Source organism: Paraburkholderia suaedae (assembly GCF_040812055.1).
GTDB lineage: Bacteria > Pseudomonadota > Gammaproteobacteria > Burkholderiales > Burkholderiaceae > Paraburkholderia.
In genome coordinates, this window is the sequence record NZ_JBFOAH010000015.1 from 29755 (window position 1) to 48430 (window position 18676).

Sequence of the window (18676 nt, forward strand, 5' to 3'; positions counted from 1 at the left end):
GCCCATCGATCATCATCAGTCACGCCATGGGTTCTCGGGGCTTTCGCGAGTACGCCATCGACAGGAGACGAACACATGCCCGAGCCATCATTGGCAGAACGAATCCGTGAGTGCGCCTTCATGCTGTGGCAACTGGACGGCAGCCTCGAAGGCTGCGCGGACGAATATTGGAGAATGGCGCGCACGCTGATGGAGCGGCAGGCCGGGCCTCTGATCGCGCCACGCGCAGTCGATCCGGACTGCAAGGCAGCGGACTGAACGTGGGGCAAGGTCGAGCCCCTCTTCCATTCGACCGAACCCGCATCGCAGCCGCTCACGCGAGCACGCATCATGATCTGGCTAGCCGACGCAGTGCTGGGCCTGCATGCGCTGCTTGCGCTATTCATCGTTTGCGGGCTCGTCGCGATCTGGATGGGTGCCGGCCTCGGCTGGAACTGGATACGCGACCGGTTTTTCCGGCTTGCGCATCTGCTGGCGATTGCTATCGTGGCAACGCTGTCGCTGCTTGGTATCGCGTGCCCGTTGACCGTGCTCGAGGATTGGCTGCGCACGGGTTCTCTGGATGCGCAAGGCTTCATTCAGCGCCGGGTGAGTCGCCTGCTTTACTACGATCTGCCCGTGTGGGTCTTCACGCTGTCATACGTTGCTTTCGCGTTGCTGGTGTTGCTCACCTGGCGCCTGATTCCGCCGCACCGAACAGTTCGCTTCAGGACGACGCGCCGGTGAGGGGCGCGTTGCGTCGGCAACATCGCAATGAGCACTTCGCAGCATGCTGATCCGGATTGATTGCAGCCCCCGATGCTAAGTGCCTTCTCTCACACGAGCGGCGTTTCGTCCGCCGATTGTTGCTCATCCTTCGCGCGGCGCTTTTTTCACGGTCGAGGGGTCGCGCACGATCGTGACCGCGCATGGCGCGTACGCGAGAACCTGGCGTGCGACCGAGCCGATGAGCCAGCGATCGAACGGCGTATGTCCGCGATGGCCGACGACAAGATGATCGATAGCGTGCCGCTCCGCGTAGAGCACGATCTCCTTTGCGGGCTGCCCTGTCACGAGATCGAATTCGGGATGCTCACCAATGGAAGCGAGGCTTGCCTTCGCTTCGTCGAGGATCGCGCCCGCGTGCCGCAGTTCGAAATCGACCAGCTCTTTTCTTTCCAGCTCGATGGCGCCCCAGTCCGGCGCGCGCGCCACGACGAGCACACGCAAGCGCGCGTCGAAGCGCTTCGCGAGATCGATAGCGAACGTCATCGCCTGTCGCGCCGATGGCGACCCGTCATAAGCTACCAGCACGTTTTGCATGATCTGCTCCTGTGCGGTTCAACCGGACCATGCCTTGATTGCAACCCGCTTGCGCTTGCCGCTTTCGCCACGTACGCGCGGGGGCAAAGCATGGGTCCAGTCGCGTGGATGCGCCGCACGACCCGGTGCGGGCAATATCGATCCGTGCAGCGTCGACTCAATTATCGTCGCTTCGCGGCGGCAGATGCTCATGGGGTTCGGGCTCTGCCGCATCGGCGTTGGGCAGATCGTCTTTGGCCGGCTTCTGCGCGCGCTCTGACGGGGACTGGCCGGTCGTGCCCGACGGGTCCTGCGCCGGGTCGGGAGACTGGTCAGTCGGCTCAGCTGATGGGTCGGAGGGCATGGCGTGCTCCTGCGCTGATGAATGCTGCTTCTATCATGATAGACCGCTTATTTCATTCGAGCGATGCGTGAAAGCGGCGTTCGCCGCTGCGATTGCTGCGATGCGCAAGCCTGGCTCATATGCTCGGCACGGCAACATTGTTGCGGTCATCGTCACGCCGTCTCGCGCTGTGCAAACGTGGCGCCGTATCCCGAGCGTCGCGCCGTCCTCCAAGTGCGTCATGCACTTACATCACGCGCGCTGCGCTCGCCGTACTACGCCCTCTCGTGCAAGCGGTATGCGGCCCACGACGTCTTCCTCACTGGATCGTCGGAATAACTGGCCCAACCCGGACGTTTAGACGAAGTCACGGCGATACCGGACGACGTGGCAATGACGAAGGAGGGTCGATCATGAAACGGATTCGTCTGGCCTTGAGCGCGATGAGTGCCATGTTGGTAGTCGGCCTGGTCGCCTGTGGTGGTGATTCGAAGTTGACGGGCCCAGCGCAGTACAAGTCAACCGTGTTGGTCTCCGACGGCAGCGTGCCCGCTGCGCACGTCGATCCGAATCTGAAGAATCCATGGGGCGTCGCTTTCAATCCGAAGGCCTTTGTCTGGGTGGCCGACAACGGTACGCAGCGGGCCACGCTCTATGACGGCAACGGCGTCCCGCAATCCCTGGTCGTGACCATTTCCGAGGGAACGAGCGGTCCGTCAAACCCCACAGGCCTTGTCTTCAACGGGACGACTGATTTCGTGGCGAGTCAGGCTGGCAAGTCGGGTGTCGCTGCTTTCATCTTTGCGGGCGAAGGTGGCACCATCACTGCGTGGGCGCCAGCTGTCAATGCGACCCAAGCGATCACGGTGTTCGATGATGGCAGCGGCGGCGCCGTCTATAAAGGGCTCGCCCTTGCAAGCAACAATGGTGCGAATTTTCTTTTTGCCGCCGATTTTCACAACAACAAGATCGACGTGTTCGACAAAAACTTCAACAAGGTCACCACGGCGGGTGCCTTCCAGGACCCCTCGTTGCCCGCCGGCTTTGCCCCATTCGGCATCCAGGCCATCGGCTCCAGGATCTTCGTCACCTATGCGAAGCAGGATGCCGACGCGCATGACGACGTGAAGGGCCCGGGGCTCGGGTTCGTCAACGTATTCGACACGGCCGGGCGAATGATTCAGCGCTTCGCTTCCGGCGGCCCTCTGAATGCTCCATGGGGTGTGGCAATGGCGCCCTCGGACTTCGCGCGGTTCACGCATGACATCCTGATCGGCAACTTCGGTGACGGCACGATCAATGCGTTCGATCCGGACTCGGGCACGTTCCAGGGCACGCTGGAACGGAAGGACGGAACCCAGATCGTGCAAGACGGCCTCTGGGGTATCGCCTTCGGCAACGGGCTCGACAATCAGCCCACCAACACGCTGTTTTTTGCCGCAGGTCCCAACGGCGAGGCAAACGGCGTCTATGGGCGTATCGATGTCGACCAATAGATGTCCCTGGTTGACATCGCAAAGCAGGAAGTATGTGTGAATTCCGTTTTGCGCCGCGCCTGCGCGGCGCATTTTTCTTTGCGCATCACTAACACCAGCTGACCTCCAGATTTGCCAGACCATGCCGTAAACACGCGGTGGACCGACAAAAACCGGCGCGGCCACCGGCCTCGCTCGTGATCTCCGCGGTTTTGACCCGGATGAAATCACTCGCGCCCAGGCTTGCGACCTGGAGGTTAGGCGCACGTCTGCCACACGACTACAGCATCTGATGGCTTTCGTGGGATCCGTTCGAACGGACGGAACCGACGACGTGCCGTTTGACATCGGAGCAACCGTGACAGGACAGAAAAATACCGGAAGCCGCCGTCACCCGTGGGGAAACGGTTCAGCAGCAGCGCCGCCGGAGCCGTCGTCGTTGACCGTGCCCCGTGCGCAGCGCACCGCCGTGGTTGGGCTCGTGCTCGTTCTGTTGAGCGTGCCGCTTCTGGCCTTTTGGGGCGCGTACGAAAGCCTGAGCGCGGGATTCGCCGCGCAGGCTGCCAATGAGGCCGATAAGGCCTTCGAAGAAGCCCGTTACAGCGTTGCATGGGAGGAATCGGCCGAACGCAAGTACTTCCTGGACCCGCGTCCGGAGGTCTTACGCGAGCATGGCGAGGCCGGCGAAGCATTGGACGCGTCGCTGAAGAAAGCGATGGCACTTGAACCTGGCAGCAGTGCAATGCTGACGGGGTTGCTGGAGAAGCACGCGAAGTATCGGGCGTTCGCAAAGCCAATGTTCAAGGCCGTCGACGATCACGACATAGCGAGAGCCAACGACATTGACGCGAATTCGGCTGACCCGCTCTTCGGCCAGATCGAACAGAAAGTCTTCGCAACGGCGGCGCGGCACCGTGACGATGCGACGATGCAACTGAACCGGCTCGTCGCAGTTCAACGGATCGTCCTGATCTCGACCCCCGTGGTTCTCGCGATCGGCGTGGGGCTTGCGCTTCTGTTTCTGCAGATGCTGCGGCGTATTCGCAAGAATATCGATGCGGCTGCCCAAGGCGCGCTGCGCACGAGCGAGCAAAGGCTCCAGGCGCTCGTGGCAAACACGTCGGATGCAATCCTCGTTTCCGACATCGACGGAAATGTCATTTACGAAGCGCCAACCCGAAGGCCGGACCCGCTGAAGGACATGGGTCGGCTCGTCGGCACCAGCCTGCTCGATCCCATTCATCCCGCTGACCGTCCTACGCTGCAAGGGCTGCTGGAGGCCGTGTCATCGGCATCCGGGTCTACCAAATCCATCGAGCTTCGCACGCGCGGCGAGGACGATGCGTGGCGCTACATTCAGCTGACGTTGACGAATCTGCTCGACGAACCGGCTGTCGGTGCGATCGTGGCGACAGCGAGCGACACGACCGAAAGAAAGAACTTCGAAGAGCAATTGGCCCGAAGGGCGTTCTACGATACGCTCACCTCGCTACCCAACCGCGCACTCCTGCTCGATCGTATCAATCAGGCCGAAGCTCGCGCGCGTCGACGCAAAGCAGTCATCGGCGTCGTTTTCATCGATCTGGACAACTTCAAACGCGTCAACGACAGTCTGGGCCATCACGTGGGCGACCGGCTGCTGATCGCGGCGGCCAAACGCCTCGAGGCGTGCATACGCCCCGCCGACACCGTCGCGCGACTAGGCGGGGATGAATTCGTCATCTTGCTGGAACATCTGGGCAGTGAAGCCACGAGCGAGGGGACGCTGGTCGCGGAGAAGATCCTGGCGCAATTCGGTCAACCGTTCGATCTCGACGGCAAACAGTACATTGTCAGCGCAAGCGTAGGACTGGCATTCGCGCACGCAGGCGGCGGCCGGGGAGATGCTGACACCTTGTTGCGCGACGCTGACGTCGCGATGTACCGGGCCAAAAATGGCGGGAAAGGCCGCTATGTGGTTTTCGAAGAAGACATGCACGCGGAAGCGGTTAAAAAGCTGGAGATCGAAACCGACCTGCGCTCGGCGATCGAGCATCGGGAACTGCGCGTGTATTTCCAGCCCATCATGCAGCTGCAGGGCGACGGGTTCCGCGAAATGGAGGCGCTGGTAAGGTGGCAGCACCCCAAGAGAGGTCTGTTGCCGCCCTCCGAGTTCATTGCAATTGCAGAAGAGAGCGGCCTGATCATCCCGCTTGGACGATACGTACTGCAAGAGGCTTGCCAGCAAGTCGCCCGCTGGCAGCGCGAGTTTCCGAGCGAGCCGCCGCTGCAGGTAAGTGTGAACCTTTCTCCAAGGCAGTTCGATGACCCGAACCTCGTCGCCGACGTGGCCGCCGCGCTCCGCGATGCTCAGATCGGCGCTGCCCTGCTGAAACTGGAAGTCACCGAAAGCCTGATCATGCGCGATACGGCGAAGAGTATCGAGATCCTCAAATGCCTGAAGGATTTTGGCGTCACCATTGCAATCGATGACTTCGGCACCGGTTACTCATCTCTGAGTTACCTTCGCAAGCTGCCGCTGGATGTTCTGAAGATCGACCGGTCATTCGTTCAGGGCATCGGAACGAGCGCCGAAGACGATGCAATCGTTCGAGCCGTCATCTCGGTCGCGCAGTCGCTCGGCTTGAGCGTGACGGCCGAAGGGATAGAAACTCGTGAGCAGGCAAGACTGCTTCGCGAATGGTCCTGCCACGCTGGACAGGGTTATTTGTTCTCACGACCGCTGCCTGCGCAAGAGTTCATCACTCTGTTTCGCGCACAGTCTTCCGGTCTGCACCGCAGCCAGCCGGCAGGGGATTTCACGGCGGAGCGTTTCTAACCTCGCACACCACGCGTCCTGGCGGTTGCGATCAGTTCGCAGAGCTTCCAATGCCACCCACGCCAGTGGCCCCGGCACCACCTCCCCTGGCTTTCGGCGACGTCGCAATCATCCTCGCGACGTCGATCGCGCTTCGGCAGCGAAGAACGGATAATGCATTTGTCGGGTCCGCCGTTGTGCGCCGCGACAAGCGGTGTGTGAGCGCAATTCCTGCATCCCGTGTGGCTTATCCAAAGCATGGCGGCGCGAACGGCTTGCGCGCAACGCGGTTTCATTCAACTGCAATCGAGAACCTGTTCACCATGCGCATTCCACCGCTGAAAGCGATCATTGCGTTCGAAAGCGTTGCGAGGACCAAAAGCGTGAATCGCGCGGCCGAGGAACTCGGTTTGACTGCGTCGGCAGTGAGCCATCAGCTCAGCAATCTGGACTCGATCATCGGTCAGCCGCTATTCCAGCGATCCGGGCGCGGCCTCGTGCTGACGCCGACCGGCGAACGCTACCTAGCCGACGTGACCGGGTCGCTGGCCGATCTCAGCCGGGCGACGGAGCGCGCGTCGAGCCGCAAGGAAGTGGACATTCTGCGGGTGCATTCAAGCCCGAGCTTCGGCCTGATGTGGTTGCTGCCGAGACTGTCCTCGTTTCAGGAAGCAAACGGCGACATCCAGCTCAATCTCGCGTGCTCGTACGAGAACGTGTCGTTTTCGAACGGCTACTACGACATCGACATCCGTCACGGCTACGGCAACTGGAGCAACCTGGAAGTCAGAACCGTGCGCGGCGAATTCATTGCGCCGCTGGCTTCGCCGGCCTATCTGAAACTCCATCCGGTGAAGACGCCGGCGGATCTGCTCTCTCATCGTCTGATCTATTCGGAAACGCCGCTCGTGCAGTGGAAGCAATGGTTCGGCAGGAGCGGCGTGTCGGCCGCGCAGAAAACCTTCGACTTTTCATTCGATCGCTCGTACATGTCGCTCGAGACCGCGGCGCTTGGACTCGGGATCGCGCTCGAAAGCCTCATGCTGGCGTCGGTAAAGATCAGGGATGGCTTGCTGGTTCCTGTTTTCGACGCTACGTACTCGGTCGAAGTCGGCGCACATCATCTGGTTTACCCGACGCAGAATGCCGACCTGCCGCGTGTCGAACGGTTCCTCGCGTGGCTGGAGCGCGAGTCGTCCGTGCCCTACGGGGCTGTGCGATAGCCGCAATGCAGTCATCGCACTGCATCGCCTGACGGGGAACGCCGTCTGGCATCGAGCGACGCCCACCTGAATTTTTCTCAGCGATGGTTGAACGTTTCCGCGTTGATCCGGTTGCCGTGTCCGATGACACTACATGCACCCAATCAACACCCAGGAGACAGCCAAATGTTGCTGGAGAACAAAGTCATCGTGATCACGGGCGCCGCATCGCCCCGCGGTATCGGTAAGGCAACCGCGCAGGCGCTGGCCGCCCACGGCGCGCGTATCGCGATCCTCGACCTGCGCCGCGACGAAGCAGAAGCGGCCGCGGCCGACCTCGGCCCCGAGCATCTGGGGCTTGCCTGCGACGTCACCGACAAGGCAGCGTGCGTGGCCGCCGCGCGGGCCACGCTCGAACGGTACGGCAAGATCGACGGGCTGATCAACAATGCCGGCATCACGCAGCCGGTTCGCACGCTGGAAATCGGCGGCAAGGACTTCGACGCGATCGTCGATGTCAATCTGCGCGGTACGCTCTACATGTCGCAGGCCGTCATTCCGTCGATGAAGGAGCACGACGGCGGCAGCATCGTCTGCATGTCGTCGGTCTCCGCGCAACGCGGCGGCGGCATCTTCGGCGGGCCCCATTACAGCGCCGCAAAGGCGGGCGTGCTGGGACTCGCGAAAGCAATGGCACGCGAGTTCGGACCCAATCACATCCGCATCAACTCCATCACGCCGGGCCTGATCCAGACGGACATCACGGGCGGAAAACTGACGCCCGAAATGCGCGCCGACATCATCAAGGGCATCCCTCTGGGGCGGCTCGGCGATGCAGCCGACGTCGCCAACGCCTGCCTCTTTCTGGTCAGCGACCTGTCGAGCTATCTGACAGGCATCACCCTCGACGTGAACGGCGGCATGCTCATTCACTGACAACAGCGCCGCGTTCGCGCGGCATGCATTCCCCAGCACCTGGGATAACCCGGGGCCGTGGCAGGAGACATCAATGAAATCCAGGTACAGCGCGCAGCCCGCACCGGGCGATGCGATTCCGTATGACGACTCGCGGACGTTCGAGGTCAGGACCTACGCCAAGGTCAGCCGCCGGCTGATTCCGTTTCTCATGCTGTGCTACCTCGGCGCGTATCTCGACCGCGTCAACGTCGGCTTCGCGAAACTGCAGATGCTCAGCGACCTGCGCTTTAGCGAAACCGTCTACGGGATGGGCGCAGGCATCTTCTTTCTCGGCTATTTTCTTTTCGAAGTACCGAGCAATCTGATTCTTCACAAAGTAGGCGCGCGCAGATGGCTTGCGCGAATCATGCTGACCTGGGCGGTGATCTCCGCGAGCTTCGTGTTCGTGAAATCGCCAGTGGTCTTTTACATGCTGCGGTTTCTGCTCGGCGTCGCCGAAGCCGGTTTCGCGCCGGGCGTGATCCTGTATCTGACCTATTGGTATCCGTCCGCGCGCCGGGCGAAAGCACTGTCGCTCTTTTTCATGGCGATTCCACTCGCGGGCATGATCGGCGGTCCGCTGTCGGGCTGGATCATGCACTCGCTGCAAGGCGCCATGTCGATGGCAGGATGGAAGTGGCTCTTCGTACTCGAAGCGCTGCCGTCGCTCGTGCTCGGGATCGCGATCCTCCTCTATCTCGACGACAGCATCGTCAAGGCGAAGTGGCTCAACGACACCGAAAAGGCGCTGCTCGCCCGCAATATCGCCAGCGACAATGAACATAAGACGGCTCATCTGTCGATCAAGGCGTTTATCGGCGACCGCCGTCTGTGGCTGATGGCCACCATCTACTTTTGCGTCGTGCTCGGTCAGTACGGCCTGACGTTCTGGCTGCCCACCATCATTCGCAAATCGGGCGTGGCGGACCCGCTGTGGGTCGGCATCTTCACCGCGATTCCGTACCTGTGCGCGATCATCGCGCTGCCGCTGATCGGCATGAGCGCGGACCGTCTGCGCGAGCGCCGCTTTCACCTCGCGGTTCCGATGCTGATAGCAGCCGCAGGCTTCGCAACCCTGCCTGCACTTGGCAGCGTCGCGGCCTCGATTATCTGCCTGAGCATCGCAGCGGCCGGCATTCTCGCGTCTTCGTCGCAGTTCTGGTCGCTGCCGACGGCGCTGCTGGGCGGAATGTCCGCGGCGGCGGGCATTGCCGCGGTCAACTGTTTTGCCAATCTGGCCGGCTTCTTCTCGCCGGCGATCGTGGGCTGGCTCAATGACCTGACGGGCAAATCGACAGCCGGCCTGATCTTCATTTCCGCGGCTGTGACGCTAGGCGCCCTGCTCGTTCTGCTGGTCCCGGCGAAGTCCGTCAACCGCTAACGCATCACGCATCTCTCGATCTCAAAGGAGCAATACATGGACAGCGAAATCATTGCCGAGCACGCGACGCTCGCCGAGCACGCGTACCGGATTCGCAGGAACGCCCTGCTGATGGGCGAAGTGCAGGGCCAGGGCTATATCGGCCAGGCACTCGACATTGCGGACGTACTCGCCGTCGCCTACTTCGGCGCCATGCGCTACCGGCCGCAGGACCCCGATTGGGAAGGCCGCGACCGCTTCCTGCTGTCGAATGGTCACTACGCGATCGCACTCTATGCGGCGCTTTTCGAGGCGGGCATCCTGCCGGCCGACGAACTCGAAACCTATGGCAGCGATGACAGCCGTCTGCCGATGTCCGGCATGGCGAGTTACACCCCCGGCATGGAGATGTCGGGCGGCTCGCTCGGCCAAGGCCTGACGATCGCCGTGGGCCGCTGTCTGGGGCTCAAGCGCAAGAACTCGGACGCGTTCGTCTACACGCTGTTCTCCGACGGCGAGCTCGACGAAGGCGCGATCTGGGAAGGCCTGATGTCGGCCGCGCACTGGAAACTCGACAACCTGATCGCGATCGTCGACGTCAACAACCAGCAGGCCGACGGCCCTTCGACGCAGATCATGTCGTTCGAGCCGCTCGCCGAGAAGCTGCAGACGTTCGGCTGGTACACCCAGCGCGTGAACGGCAACGACATCGAGGCAGTCAAGCGCGCGTTCGATAACGCCCGCAATCATGACAAGCCGCAACCGCGCATCATCGTCTGCGATACGAAGATGGGCTGTGGCGTACCGTTTCTGGAAGCACGCGAGAAAAACCATTTCATCCGCGTCGATGCGCACGAGTGGCAACTCGCGCTCGACGCCCTCGAAGCCGGGAGACAAGCATGAGTACCATCGAAAAGAAGCCGCGCCTGAAGACCTCTGCAATGATCGCGTCGATTGCGAGCGAAGGCCAGGTCACACGCTCCGCGCCATTCGGCCACGCGCTCGCCGAACTGGCGCGCACCAGGACGAACGTGATCGGTATGACGGCCGACCTTGGCAAATACACCGATCTGCACATCTTCGCAAAGGAATTTCCCGAGCGTTACTATCAGATGGGGATGGCCGAGCAGTTGCTGATGGGCGCTGCCGCCGGCTTCGCGCATGAAGGCGCCCAGCCGTTCGTCACGACCTACGCCGTGTTCGCCACGCGGCGCGCGTACGACTTCATGCATCAGGCCATCGCCGAAGATAACCTGGACGTGAAGATCGTTTGCGCGCTGCCTGGGCTCACGACCGGCTACGGTCCGAGTCACCAGGCCGCCGAGGACCTCGCGCTGATGCGCGCCATGCCCAACATGACGGTGATCGACCCGTGCGACGCGCTCGACATCGAGCAGATGGTGCCGGCAATCGCGGCTCACAAAGGTCCTGTCTACGCGCGCCTGCTGCGCGGCAACGTGCCCGCCGTGCTCGACGAATACGATTACCGTTTCGAACTCGGCAAAGCGAAACTGCTGCGTGACGGCAACGACGTGTTGCTGATCTCGTCCGGCATCATGACGATGCGCTCGCTGGAAGTCGCGAAGGCGCTGGAGAAAGAGAACGTTGGCGTCGGTGTGCTGCATGTGCCGACCATCAAGCCGCTCGACGTCGACACCATCCTGCAGGAAGCGGGGCGCACAGGCCGCATGGTCGTGGTGGCGGAAAACCATACCGTAATGGGCGGACTGGGTGAAGCGGTTGCGCGGACGCTGCTCGGTGCTGGGGTCGCGCCGACCTTCAGGCAGATCGCGTTGCCCGATGCCTTTCTCGATGCGGGCGCATTGCCGACGCTACATGATCGTTACGGTATATCGACTGCCGCGATGTCCGCGGCTATCAAGACGTGGCTCGGTTGACCCGGATTGACGGTCCGGGCTGATTGAATGACGCCGACAGTATTGTGGTGAATGGCCGCGCCCTAATGGGTCGCGGCTTTTTTGTTGTTTATGACACGAGGCTTGATTCGATAACTATTACCGGACGCAGCCAATCGCGGCAGTAAGAAAGAGGTAAGCGGCTTATACCTCTGCGTTTCGCGCCACTGCCGCGCCATCATGCGCGAACCCGTGCTGGATTGGCCGAATTACGCCGATTGATTGGCGGATTTCGATGCCCCGCGCACATTGCTTTTGCTGCAAGCTAACCAGGAAGATGACGCCGTTCACTAGACGCCTGGTTCGTCGCACGTTTTAGAAAGACGCAAACCTGATTGATTTCCGGCGTGGTGTCCGATGTCTTGCGACGTACAGCCCAACTGGAAACCTACAGATGACGCAGTCTATCGACGAAGCACGCAGCAGGATTCAAAGCGGCCAGATCAATGCGCCGCGGCCGTGCGTGATGATGTCCCCCTTCACCAACCCGACCAATCGCTACATAGAGATTCAAAAGGATCTCTATAGGTCGATCGGCTATGACGTGGTGCCGCTTTCCATAAAGGGCCTGCTGAAAGGCGGGTTCTTCCAGCTGTTCAAACCGAACAACATTCTCGCTTTTCATTGGCTGGAATACCGGCCATTCGGGCGCAAAAAAGGCACCGCCCGCCTGAGCTTGCCCGGCTCCCTGCTGTTCGCGTTTTACTGCTCGATGATGCTGATCGGGCGGGCCAAGGTTGTCTACTTCATCCACGATCACGCGGTTCACGATACGGTTGGCTTCAACCGGCGTCTGTCGATCCGGATCATCGCGTTATTGCGGCGTTTAGCGGACTTCCGTGTCGTCCATGCACCGGATTTTCAGAGCGAATACAACGCGCGCTACCTGCCGCATCCGCTCTATTGGGACGCGCCTGGGCAGACGCCGACTGCGCCCAAGACCGATCATGCAACGCCGCTTTTCTCGATGCTCGGCGTGATTCGCCCGTACAAGCAGATCGACGCGGTGCTCGATGTGTGGCCACGCGAAAGCAAGCTGTACATCGCCGGACAAGGCACCCAAGCCTACCTTGCAACGCTGAACCAGATTATCGATAAGCGGTCGCTGCGCGAGGTGGTGCAACTGGACGCCAAATTTTTGTCGGATGCAGAGTTCGCGCAGGGCATCGTGGATACCGACGTGCTGATCCTGCCGCACGCGGCCGACTCGATGTTGGTGAGCGGCGCGTTTTTCGAGGCCATCGGACGCGTACCGTTACTCATCTCGCGTTCGACGCCTTTCATGATGTGGGCTGCACGGAAGTTCGACAATGTCGTGCTGTTCAATGACGTCTCCGAGTTACCCGACATCGTGCGCTCCATTAGCGCGTCATGGCCGACGATTTCGCGCAATTCGAGCAACGCTCTGGCGGTCGAAGAGTTCGGCTGGCATGCCTGCGGCCGGCGCTACGAGCAGTTTTTTGAAAGCGTCGTGGGTGGGGAGAATGCGGCCGAGAGGCCGGCTGTTTAGTGAAGCGATTGTGGCTGCGGATCCGCCGTTGCGCTGCGCTGGTCCACAGCCGTCTCAACTTCCCCCGCCCGGCGTTTCCTGCAACTCTTGTTCCGGCGGGATGCGCGATCCGCGATCGCGATCGACCGACTGATCGACGTTCGGAGCAGGATCGTTCTCGGCGAGATTGCCTTCCGCTTCAATCTGCCGGCGTGCCTCTTCCCAGTGCTTCTCGGCATTGCCGTCAGGCGAGGGATCGTTCTCCCAGATGTGGTATGCCCGCGTCCGGATTCGGGCTTCGAGGTCGCTGTCCATGTTCGTGCCTCCTGGATAAAGGTATCGACCGACTCCCGGCAACCGTGGCGTACGCTAACGACGCCGTTCAGACATCGTCATTCGCGCCGATGGGCTTTGCCGGCATCGTCGGCAGCAAGGGGATCAGCAATCGCTATTCCCGTCGATTTCTTCGGGCTCGCGTATGGCGTGGGAATGGACCGGCCCCGTGAGAAAAAAGTCTCATTGCAGGCCATGGTGCAGCGCAGTGTGATCTGCCGGACCCCGCGTGATAAAAAGCATCCAGTAACTTCGAGCTTGGGAGACCGGTGGCGCCGCACGCGGCGCACAATGTCTCCAGCCCACAGTTCAGGCCATATCCGACCGGAGGCTCCGCGATGCCCTACGTCCCGCCTACCCGACACATCGACCGCGTATGCAATGTGATCGAAGGACAGACCACGCGGCCCGGCGCGGATGGCAAGCGGCTCGCGTCGTCATACCGACGCTCGCTGGAGCAATATCATCTCGACCCCGGTGCGACCGCCGGTCCGCGCGTTCTCACCACGCCCGAATTGCGCGACGTGCAGCATCGCGAGGAAACCTTCCTGCGCGCGTCCGGCCAGTGTCTGTCGCGCCTGCATGAAATGGTGCGCGAGGCGGACTATTGCGTCATGCTCACCGACGCGCAAGGCGTGACCATCGACTACCGCGTCGATCGCGAACGCCGCCATGACTTCAAGCGCGCGGGCCTCTATCTCGGCTCATGCTGGTCGGAAAGCGAAGAAGGCACGTGCGGCATCGCGTCCGTGCTGCTCGACGCCGAGCCGATCACCGTGCACCGAACCGATCACTTTCGGGCGGCATTTACAACACTGACCTGCAGCGCGTCGCCGATCTTCGGCTTGCACGGCGATCTGCTGGGCGTGCTGGACGCCTCGGCGGTGCGCTCGCCCGACGAGCGCGAGAGCCAGCGGCTCGTCAACCATATCGTGCGACAGAGCGCGCTGCTGATCGAGGACGCGTACTTTTTGAACGCCGCAACGGACTGCTGGGTGCTGCTCGCACACCGCAATCGTCACTACGTGGAAGCGCAGCCGGAAATCCTGATCGCCATCGATGCATGCGGCCACGCGATCGCCGCCAACCGGCGCGCGCGTGAATGCGAGCCTGCGCTCAACCAGTTGCCGCGTCCCGTCGCCGAGTTGTTCGACATTGCGCCGGAGCGCCTGTTTGCCGCAAAGGCGAGCCGTGGGCTCGTCGCGCTTAGACTAAACAACTCCGGTTCGACGCTCTATGCGCGTGTGCGGCCGCCGCCCGTCGCGCGCATGCCGGCCAAACGCGCGGTCGCATTGCAACCCGCCAACGCTCCGGCTGCAGGCTCGTCCAGCACGCCCGCGATGGCCGACAGCGATGTGCTGGAACGCAAGCGCATCGTCGCCGCGATGAGCGAGGCGAAATGGCGCACCGAACAGGCCGCGCAAGCGCTCGGCATGTCACGCGCGACGTTGTACCGGCGCATTGCCAAGCTGCGCATCATGCCGCCGCATAAATGCTAGCCGCGCGGCACCGATTCCCTTAGCGGGCGCAGAACCCGCGTTTCCCATCGAAGTTCACTATCCGTTTTGTATGGAGGAGCAACCATGCCTGAAAGCAACGTCAACCGACCCATCTCACGCGTGCTGGAAGCGCTCGACACCGCGCTGCAAAGCGGCGACACGGCGGCAGCCGTCGAACTGTTCCAGCCCGACTGCTATTGGCGCGACCTGCTCGCGTTCACCTGGAACATCAAGACCATGGAAGGGCGTGAACAGATCGCCGCGATGCTGGATGCGCAGCTCGACGCGATCAAGCCATCGAAGCTCCAGCTCGCGGAAGATGCGGAGGCTGTCCCCGATGCGAACGGCGTGACGCAAGGCTGGATCACGTTCGAAACCGGGGTGGCGCGCGGCAGCGGATTGATTCGCCTGAAAAACGGCCGCATCTGGACGCTGCTCACGACGATGGCCGAACTCAAGGGCTACGAAGAGCCGAAGGGAGTGCGCCGGCCGATGGGCGCCGAGCACGGCGCGCGTCCCGATCGCACGAGCTGGAAGGAAAACCGCGAGGCCGAACTGGAAGCGCTTGGCAACGCGTCGCAACCTTATTGCCTGATCGTCGGCGGCGGGCAAGGCGGGATCGGCCTGGGTGCGCGGCTGCGGCAGCTTGGCGTGCCGACCATCATCATCGACAGGAACGCGCGGCCCGGCGACGCATGGCGCAACCGCTACAAGACGCTCTGCCTGCACGATCCGGTCTGGTACGACCACATGCCGTATCTGCCCTTCCCCGACAACTGGCCGGTGTTCACGCCGAAGGACAAAATCGGCGACTGGCTGGAGATGTACACGAAGGTGATGGAGTTGAACTACTGGGGGTCGACCACCTGCAAGTCCGCCCGCTATGACGAGGCCAACGGCGAATGGCTCGTGGAAGTGGAACGCGACGGCCGCAACATCACGTTGCGGCCCAAACAGCTGGTGCTCGCCACCGGCATGTCGGGCAAGCCCAATCTGCCGACGTTCAAAGGCATGGACGTGTTCAAGGGCGAGCAGCATCACTCGTCGCGGCATCCCGGGCCGGATGGGTATCGCGGCAAGAAGGTCGTCGTGATCGGCGCGAACAATTCGGCGCACGACATCTGCGCCGCGCTGTGGGAAGCCGGCGTCGACGTGACGATGGTGCAGCGCTCGTCCACGCACATCGTCAAGTCGGATTCGCTGATGGAACTGGCGCTCGGCGATCTCTATTCGGAGCGCGCGGTGGCCGCTGGCATGACGACCGCTAAAGCCGATCTGACCTTCGCATCGATTCCCTATGCCATCCTTCACGAATTCCAGATTCCGGTGTTCAACGCAATCCGGGAGCGCGATGCCGACTACTACGAGCGCCTGCAAAAGAGCGGTTTCATGCTCGATTTCGGCGATGACGATTCGGGGCTGTTCATGAAGTACCTGCGCCGCGGCTCGGGTTACTACATCGATGTCGGCGCGTCCGAGCTCGTGGCTAACGGAAAGATCAAGCTGAAAAGCGGCGTCGACGTTGTGGAGCTCAAAGCGCATTCTGTACTGCTAAGCGATGGCAGCGAACTCGAAGCGGACGTCGTGGTTTACGCAACCGGCTATGGTTCGATGAACGGCTGGGCCGCCGATCTGATCTCGCGCGAGGTCGCCGACAAGGTAGGCAAGGTGTGGGGCCTGGGCTCGAATACGACGAAAGACCCCGGCCCCTGGGAAGGTGAGCAGCGCAACATGTGGAAGCCCACGCGGCAGCCGGCGCTCTGGTTTCATGGGGGCAACCTGCACCAGTCGCGCCATTACTCGCAGTATCTGTCGTTGCAGCTGAAGGCGCGCATGGAAGCCATACCGACGCCCGTGTTCGGGTTGCAGGAAGTGCATCACCTGTCGTAGCTCTCGACAAGCCGTGGGGCGCGCGCCCCACGAGCGCATGCGTGCCGCTATCGTCAGCCCGCCTTGTACGGACTTTCCTTGAGCGAATAGTACAGATCCGCGGGTTGGCTGTTCGAGAGGCGCCTCAGCAGTTTCATCGACGGGTATTCCAGCCGCGCGCGAGACCGTATGAGACGGTCGCGCGCGCCAGTTCGAGCGTGCTGTCGATCAATCGCATCGACGGCGCCGCGAGCCGCCGCGCGGCCAGCGGAATCTCGGTGCAACCCATCACCGCGGCCTGTGCGCCGCGCGCGGCGAGGCCGGCGAGCGCTGCCTCGATCTGCAGCGCCGACGCGTCCAGCGCGCCCGCTTTGACCTCCCGGATGCACGCGTCGATGTGTTGCTGGGTCGCGCCGTCCGGCACGATGGGTTCGATGTCGTTGCGCTCCAGCATCCGTTGATACAGCCCCGACGCAAGCGTGCCGCCGGTCGCCAGCACGGCGGCTCGCCGCGTGCCGCGCGGGATCGCCGCGACGCAGGCTTCGGCGATATGCAGGATCGGCGCGCGGCTGCGCTCGCGCATCGCGTCGTACCAGTAGTGCGCGGAATTGCACGGAATGGCGATCAGCTCGACGCCGTTGCGGTTGAGCATGTCGATGCCGTCGAGCAATGCCGGCAGCGGGTCTTCGCCCGCGGCCAGCATGGCCGTGGAGCGGTCCGGGATATGCGGCAGGTTCGCGATCAGCAGCGGCAGATGCTGCTGGTCGCATGAAGCGCCGGCCGCACGGGTCAGCTCGATCACGCGCTCGAAGAAATCGACCGTGGCGAGCGGCCCCATCCCCCCGAGAATGCCAGTCAGTGCCATGCGTTTCCCCCTAGATCTTGAGTGGCCGCGGGCAGATCACCGTCACGGCGGCCGTGTTGCCGATCACCAGAATGAGCGTGCGCAGCATGTCGCACAGCGGATCGACGGCGAGAAACAGAATAAAGGCGGCTTCGAACGGCAGGCTCACATACACGCAGGTCATGCCGACCAGCGACACCGTCACGAGCCCCGTCATGCCCGCCGACGCGAACCCCGCCAGCACCGACGCGAGCAGCACCGTACTGACTTCGACGACGCCGAGCGGATGCCCGTAGAGCTGCGCGATGAAGAGCGTCGCGCACACGTAGTACACCATCGGCCCGACGCGCAGCAGCGACACGGTCAGCGGCACCATCAGCTCGACGCGGGCGCGTGCGAAGCCCAGGCCGTCCACCAGCGTTTCGATCATGCTCGGCATGCAGGCCGCGCTGTTGCGCGTGGCGAGCGCGAGCGCGAACGGCGCGCGCAGCGCGTCGAGCGTCTTGCCGAGCGAGTGGCTGGAGCGTTTCCAGATCACTACGGCGGCCAGCGCCACCAGCACGACCGACACGACGAAGAACGCAATGACGAACTGCAGCATGGCGTGCAGCGGCCCGACACCCGATTTGCCGAGTTGCGCGGCGCTCATGCAAAAGAGGATCAGCGGCAGCGGATAGCTCAACCAGTGCATCAGCTTCTGGCACGCGTGGTAGACGGTTTCCAGCGCCTGGCTCAGGCCGACCGAAATGCGCTCCGGCACGCGGCCGACCGCGAGGCCGAACAGCAGCGCGAATACCAGCGCCTTGAGCGCGTCGCCGTTGGCGAGCGCGGCGAAGATGTTGGTCGGCACGAGGCTCGTCAGCACGTCGTACAGGCTCACGCCTTTTGCGGCGGCGTCGGTGCCGTACAGGTTCATCACCGTTTCGTTCGAGGTCGTGTCGTTGCCGACCATCAGCCCGAAGGTATGCATGGTTGCAGTGGACAGGTTCATGCCGGGGCGCATCACCAGCAGCACGATCGCGCCGACCACCGCCACCGTCACCGACGCGCCGATGAACACCGTGACCACGCGCAACAGCAGCCGCGAGGTGCCGCCGTCGCGAAACAGCCGTTGCAGGCTGAAGATCACCGCCGACACCATGAACGGCAGCGTGGTCATCTTCAACAGGTTCACGTAGATGTCGCCGACGATGGAGAACTTCTGCGACAACTCGGGCTGCAGCAGCCCGAATGCGCCGCCGATCGCCAGACTGCCGATCACCGCCCACGGGTTCACGGCCAGCGCGTAAATCTTGCTTGGATTGATCATGG

17 protein-coding genes are annotated in these 18676 nt (G+C 62.4%); 12 read left to right on the top strand and 5 right to left on the bottom strand.

Annotation, left to right across the window (positions count from 1 at the left end):
* Positions 1 to 75 precede the first annotated feature (75 nt).
* Positions 76 to 258 (top strand): DUF2934 domain-containing protein, encoded by a 183-nt coding sequence (locus ABQJ48_RS20390; protein WP_367839808.1) that lies wholly within the window; start codon positions 76 to 78, stop codon positions 256 to 258.
* A 72-nt stretch (positions 259 to 330) separates the two neighbouring features.
* Positions 331 to 726: a DUF2784 domain-containing protein gene (locus tag ABQJ48_RS20395; RefSeq protein ID WP_367839809.1), complete on the top strand. Its 396-nt coding sequence runs from the start codon at positions 331 to 333 to the stop codon at positions 724 to 726.
* 123 nt (positions 727 to 849) lie between these two features.
* On the opposite strand, the gene ABQJ48_RS20400 is transcribed toward ABQJ48_RS20395, so the two are convergent.
* Both ABQJ48_RS20400 and ABQJ48_RS20405 read right to left on the bottom strand, forming a co-directional pair.
* Complete coding sequence (locus ABQJ48_RS20400; RefSeq protein ID WP_367839810.1) at positions 850 to 1302, bottom strand: universal stress protein; 453 nt, start codon at positions 1300 to 1302, stop codon at positions 850 to 852.
* A 157-nt stretch (positions 1303 to 1459) separates the two neighbouring features.
* On the bottom strand, positions 1460 to 1645 hold the full coding sequence (locus tag ABQJ48_RS20405) for a hypothetical protein (RefSeq protein ID WP_367839811.1): 186 nt from the start codon (positions 1643 to 1645) through the stop codon (positions 1460 to 1462).
* Between the two features lie 392 nt (positions 1646 to 2037).
* Between ABQJ48_RS20405 and ABQJ48_RS20410 the strand changes: the two genes are divergently transcribed.
* The 8 genes from ABQJ48_RS20410 to ABQJ48_RS20445 all read left to right on the top strand — a co-directional run bounded on the left by ABQJ48_RS20410 (position 2038) and on the right by ABQJ48_RS20445 (position 12841).
* A complete protein-coding gene (locus tag ABQJ48_RS20410; protein WP_367839922.1) occupies positions 2038 to 3120 on the top strand; it encodes a TIGR03118 family protein in 1083 nt (360 codons plus the stop codon).
* 775 nt (positions 3121 to 3895) lie between these two features.
* Positions 3896 to 5917: a putative bifunctional diguanylate cyclase/phosphodiesterase gene (locus tag ABQJ48_RS20415; RefSeq protein ID WP_367839812.1), complete on the top strand. Its 2022-nt coding sequence runs from the start codon at positions 3896 to 3898 to the stop codon at positions 5915 to 5917.
* A gap of 302 nt (positions 5918 to 6219) precedes the next feature.
* Positions 6220 to 7119, top strand: a complete 900-nt coding sequence (locus ABQJ48_RS20420) for a LysR substrate-binding domain-containing protein (protein ID WP_367839923.1) — start codon at positions 6220 to 6222, stop codon at positions 7117 to 7119.
* 165 nt (positions 7120 to 7284) lie between these two features.
* Complete coding sequence (locus ABQJ48_RS20425; protein WP_367839813.1) at positions 7285 to 8034, top strand: SDR family NAD(P)-dependent oxidoreductase; 750 nt, start codon at positions 7285 to 7287, stop codon at positions 8032 to 8034.
* A 73-nt stretch (positions 8035 to 8107) separates the two neighbouring features.
* Positions 8108 to 9436, top strand: a complete 1329-nt coding sequence (locus ABQJ48_RS20430) for an MFS transporter (RefSeq protein ID WP_367839814.1) — start codon at positions 8108 to 8110, stop codon at positions 9434 to 9436.
* Between the two features lie 36 nt (positions 9437 to 9472).
* On the top strand, positions 9473 to 10318 hold the full coding sequence (locus tag ABQJ48_RS20435; RefSeq protein ID WP_367839815.1) for a transketolase: 846 nt from the start codon (positions 9473 to 9475) through the stop codon (positions 10316 to 10318).
* The gene (locus tag ABQJ48_RS20440) at positions 10315 to 11313 is read left to right on the top strand and encodes a transketolase family protein (RefSeq protein WP_367839816.1); all 999 of its coding nucleotides are present in this window, start codon (positions 10315 to 10317) and stop codon (positions 11311 to 11313) included. Before ABQJ48_RS20435 ends, ABQJ48_RS20440 begins: the two co-directional genes overlap by 4 nt.
* A 412-nt stretch (positions 11314 to 11725) precedes the next feature.
* On the top strand, positions 11726 to 12841 hold the full coding sequence (locus ABQJ48_RS20445; RefSeq protein ID WP_367839817.1) for a glycosyltransferase family protein: 1116 nt from the start codon (positions 11726 to 11728) through the stop codon (positions 12839 to 12841).
* 54 nt (positions 12842 to 12895) lie between these two features.
* Here ABQJ48_RS20445 and ABQJ48_RS20450 read toward each other — a convergent pair whose 3' ends face one another.
* Positions 12896 to 13135: a DUF2934 domain-containing protein gene (locus ABQJ48_RS20450; protein WP_367839818.1), complete on the bottom strand. Its 240-nt coding sequence runs from the start codon at positions 13133 to 13135 to the stop codon at positions 12896 to 12898.
* 356 nt (positions 13136 to 13491) lie between these two features.
* Between ABQJ48_RS20450 and ABQJ48_RS20455 the strand changes: the two genes are divergently transcribed.
* The gene (locus tag ABQJ48_RS20455) at positions 13492 to 14652 is read left to right on the top strand and encodes a sigma-54-dependent Fis family transcriptional regulator (RefSeq protein ID WP_367839819.1); all 1161 of its coding nucleotides are present in this window, start codon (positions 13492 to 13494) and stop codon (positions 14650 to 14652) included.
* An 84-nt stretch (positions 14653 to 14736) separates the two neighbouring features.
* A complete protein-coding gene (locus tag ABQJ48_RS20460) occupies positions 14737 to 16542 on the top strand; it encodes an NAD(P)-binding domain-containing protein (RefSeq protein WP_367839820.1) in 1806 nt (601 codons plus the stop codon).
* A 133-nt stretch (positions 16543 to 16675) separates the two neighbouring features.
* Here the strand turns inward: ABQJ48_RS20460 and cuyB are convergent, their stop codons facing one another.
* Both cuyB and ABQJ48_RS20470 read right to left on the bottom strand, forming a co-directional pair.
* Entirely contained in the window at positions 16676 to 17386 is a 711-nt protein-coding gene (cuyB, locus tag ABQJ48_RS20465; protein ID WP_367839821.1) for a cysteate racemase, read from the bottom strand.
* A 10-nt stretch (positions 17387 to 17396) separates the two neighbouring features.
* On the bottom strand, positions 17397 to 18671 hold the full coding sequence (locus tag ABQJ48_RS20470) for a dicarboxylate/amino acid:cation symporter (protein ID WP_367839924.1): 1275 nt from the start codon (positions 18669 to 18671) through the stop codon (positions 17397 to 17399).
* Between the last annotated feature and the right edge of the window lie 5 nt (positions 18672 to 18676).

Coding starts and splice junctions, on each gene's coding strand:
- ABQJ48_RS20390 (WP_367839808.1), top strand. CDS start 76: ATGCCCGAGCCATCATTGGCAGAACGAATCCGTGAGTGCGCCTTCATG.
- ABQJ48_RS20395 (WP_367839809.1), top strand. CDS start 331: ATGATCTGGCTAGCCGACGCAGTGCTGGGCCTGCATGCGCTGCTTGCG.
- ABQJ48_RS20400 (WP_367839810.1), bottom strand. CDS start 1,302: ATGCAAAACGTGCTGGTAGCTTATGACGGGTCGCCATCGGCGCGACAG.
- ABQJ48_RS20405 (WP_367839811.1), bottom strand. CDS start 1,645: ATGCCCTCCGACCCATCAGCTGAGCCGACTGACCAGTCTCCCGACCCG.
- ABQJ48_RS20410 (WP_367839922.1), top strand. CDS start 2,038: ATGAAACGGATTCGTCTGGCCTTGAGCGCGATGAGTGCCATGTTGGTA.
- ABQJ48_RS20415 (WP_367839812.1), top strand. CDS start 3,896: ATGTTCAAGGCCGTCGACGATCACGACATAGCGAGAGCCAACGACATT.
- ABQJ48_RS20420 (WP_367839923.1), top strand. CDS start 6,220: ATGCGCATTCCACCGCTGAAAGCGATCATTGCGTTCGAAAGCGTTGCG.
- ABQJ48_RS20425 (WP_367839813.1), top strand. CDS start 7,285: ATGTTGCTGGAGAACAAAGTCATCGTGATCACGGGCGCCGCATCGCCC.
- ABQJ48_RS20430 (WP_367839814.1), top strand. CDS start 8,108: ATGAAATCCAGGTACAGCGCGCAGCCCGCACCGGGCGATGCGATTCCG.
- ABQJ48_RS20435 (WP_367839815.1), top strand. CDS start 9,473: ATGGACAGCGAAATCATTGCCGAGCACGCGACGCTCGCCGAGCACGCG.
- ABQJ48_RS20440 (WP_367839816.1), top strand. CDS start 10,315: ATGAGTACCATCGAAAAGAAGCCGCGCCTGAAGACCTCTGCAATGATC.
- ABQJ48_RS20445 (WP_367839817.1), top strand. CDS start 11,726: ATGACGCAGTCTATCGACGAAGCACGCAGCAGGATTCAAAGCGGCCAG.
- ABQJ48_RS20450 (WP_367839818.1), bottom strand. CDS start 13,135: ATGGACAGCGACCTCGAAGCCCGAATCCGGACGCGGGCATACCACATC.
- ABQJ48_RS20455 (WP_367839819.1), top strand. CDS start 13,492: ATGCCCTACGTCCCGCCTACCCGACACATCGACCGCGTATGCAATGTG.
- ABQJ48_RS20460 (WP_367839820.1), top strand. CDS start 14,737: ATGCCTGAAAGCAACGTCAACCGACCCATCTCACGCGTGCTGGAAGCG.
- cuyB (WP_367839821.1), bottom strand. CDS start 17,386: ATGGCACTGACTGGCATTCTCGGGGGGATGGGGCCGCTCGCCACGGTC.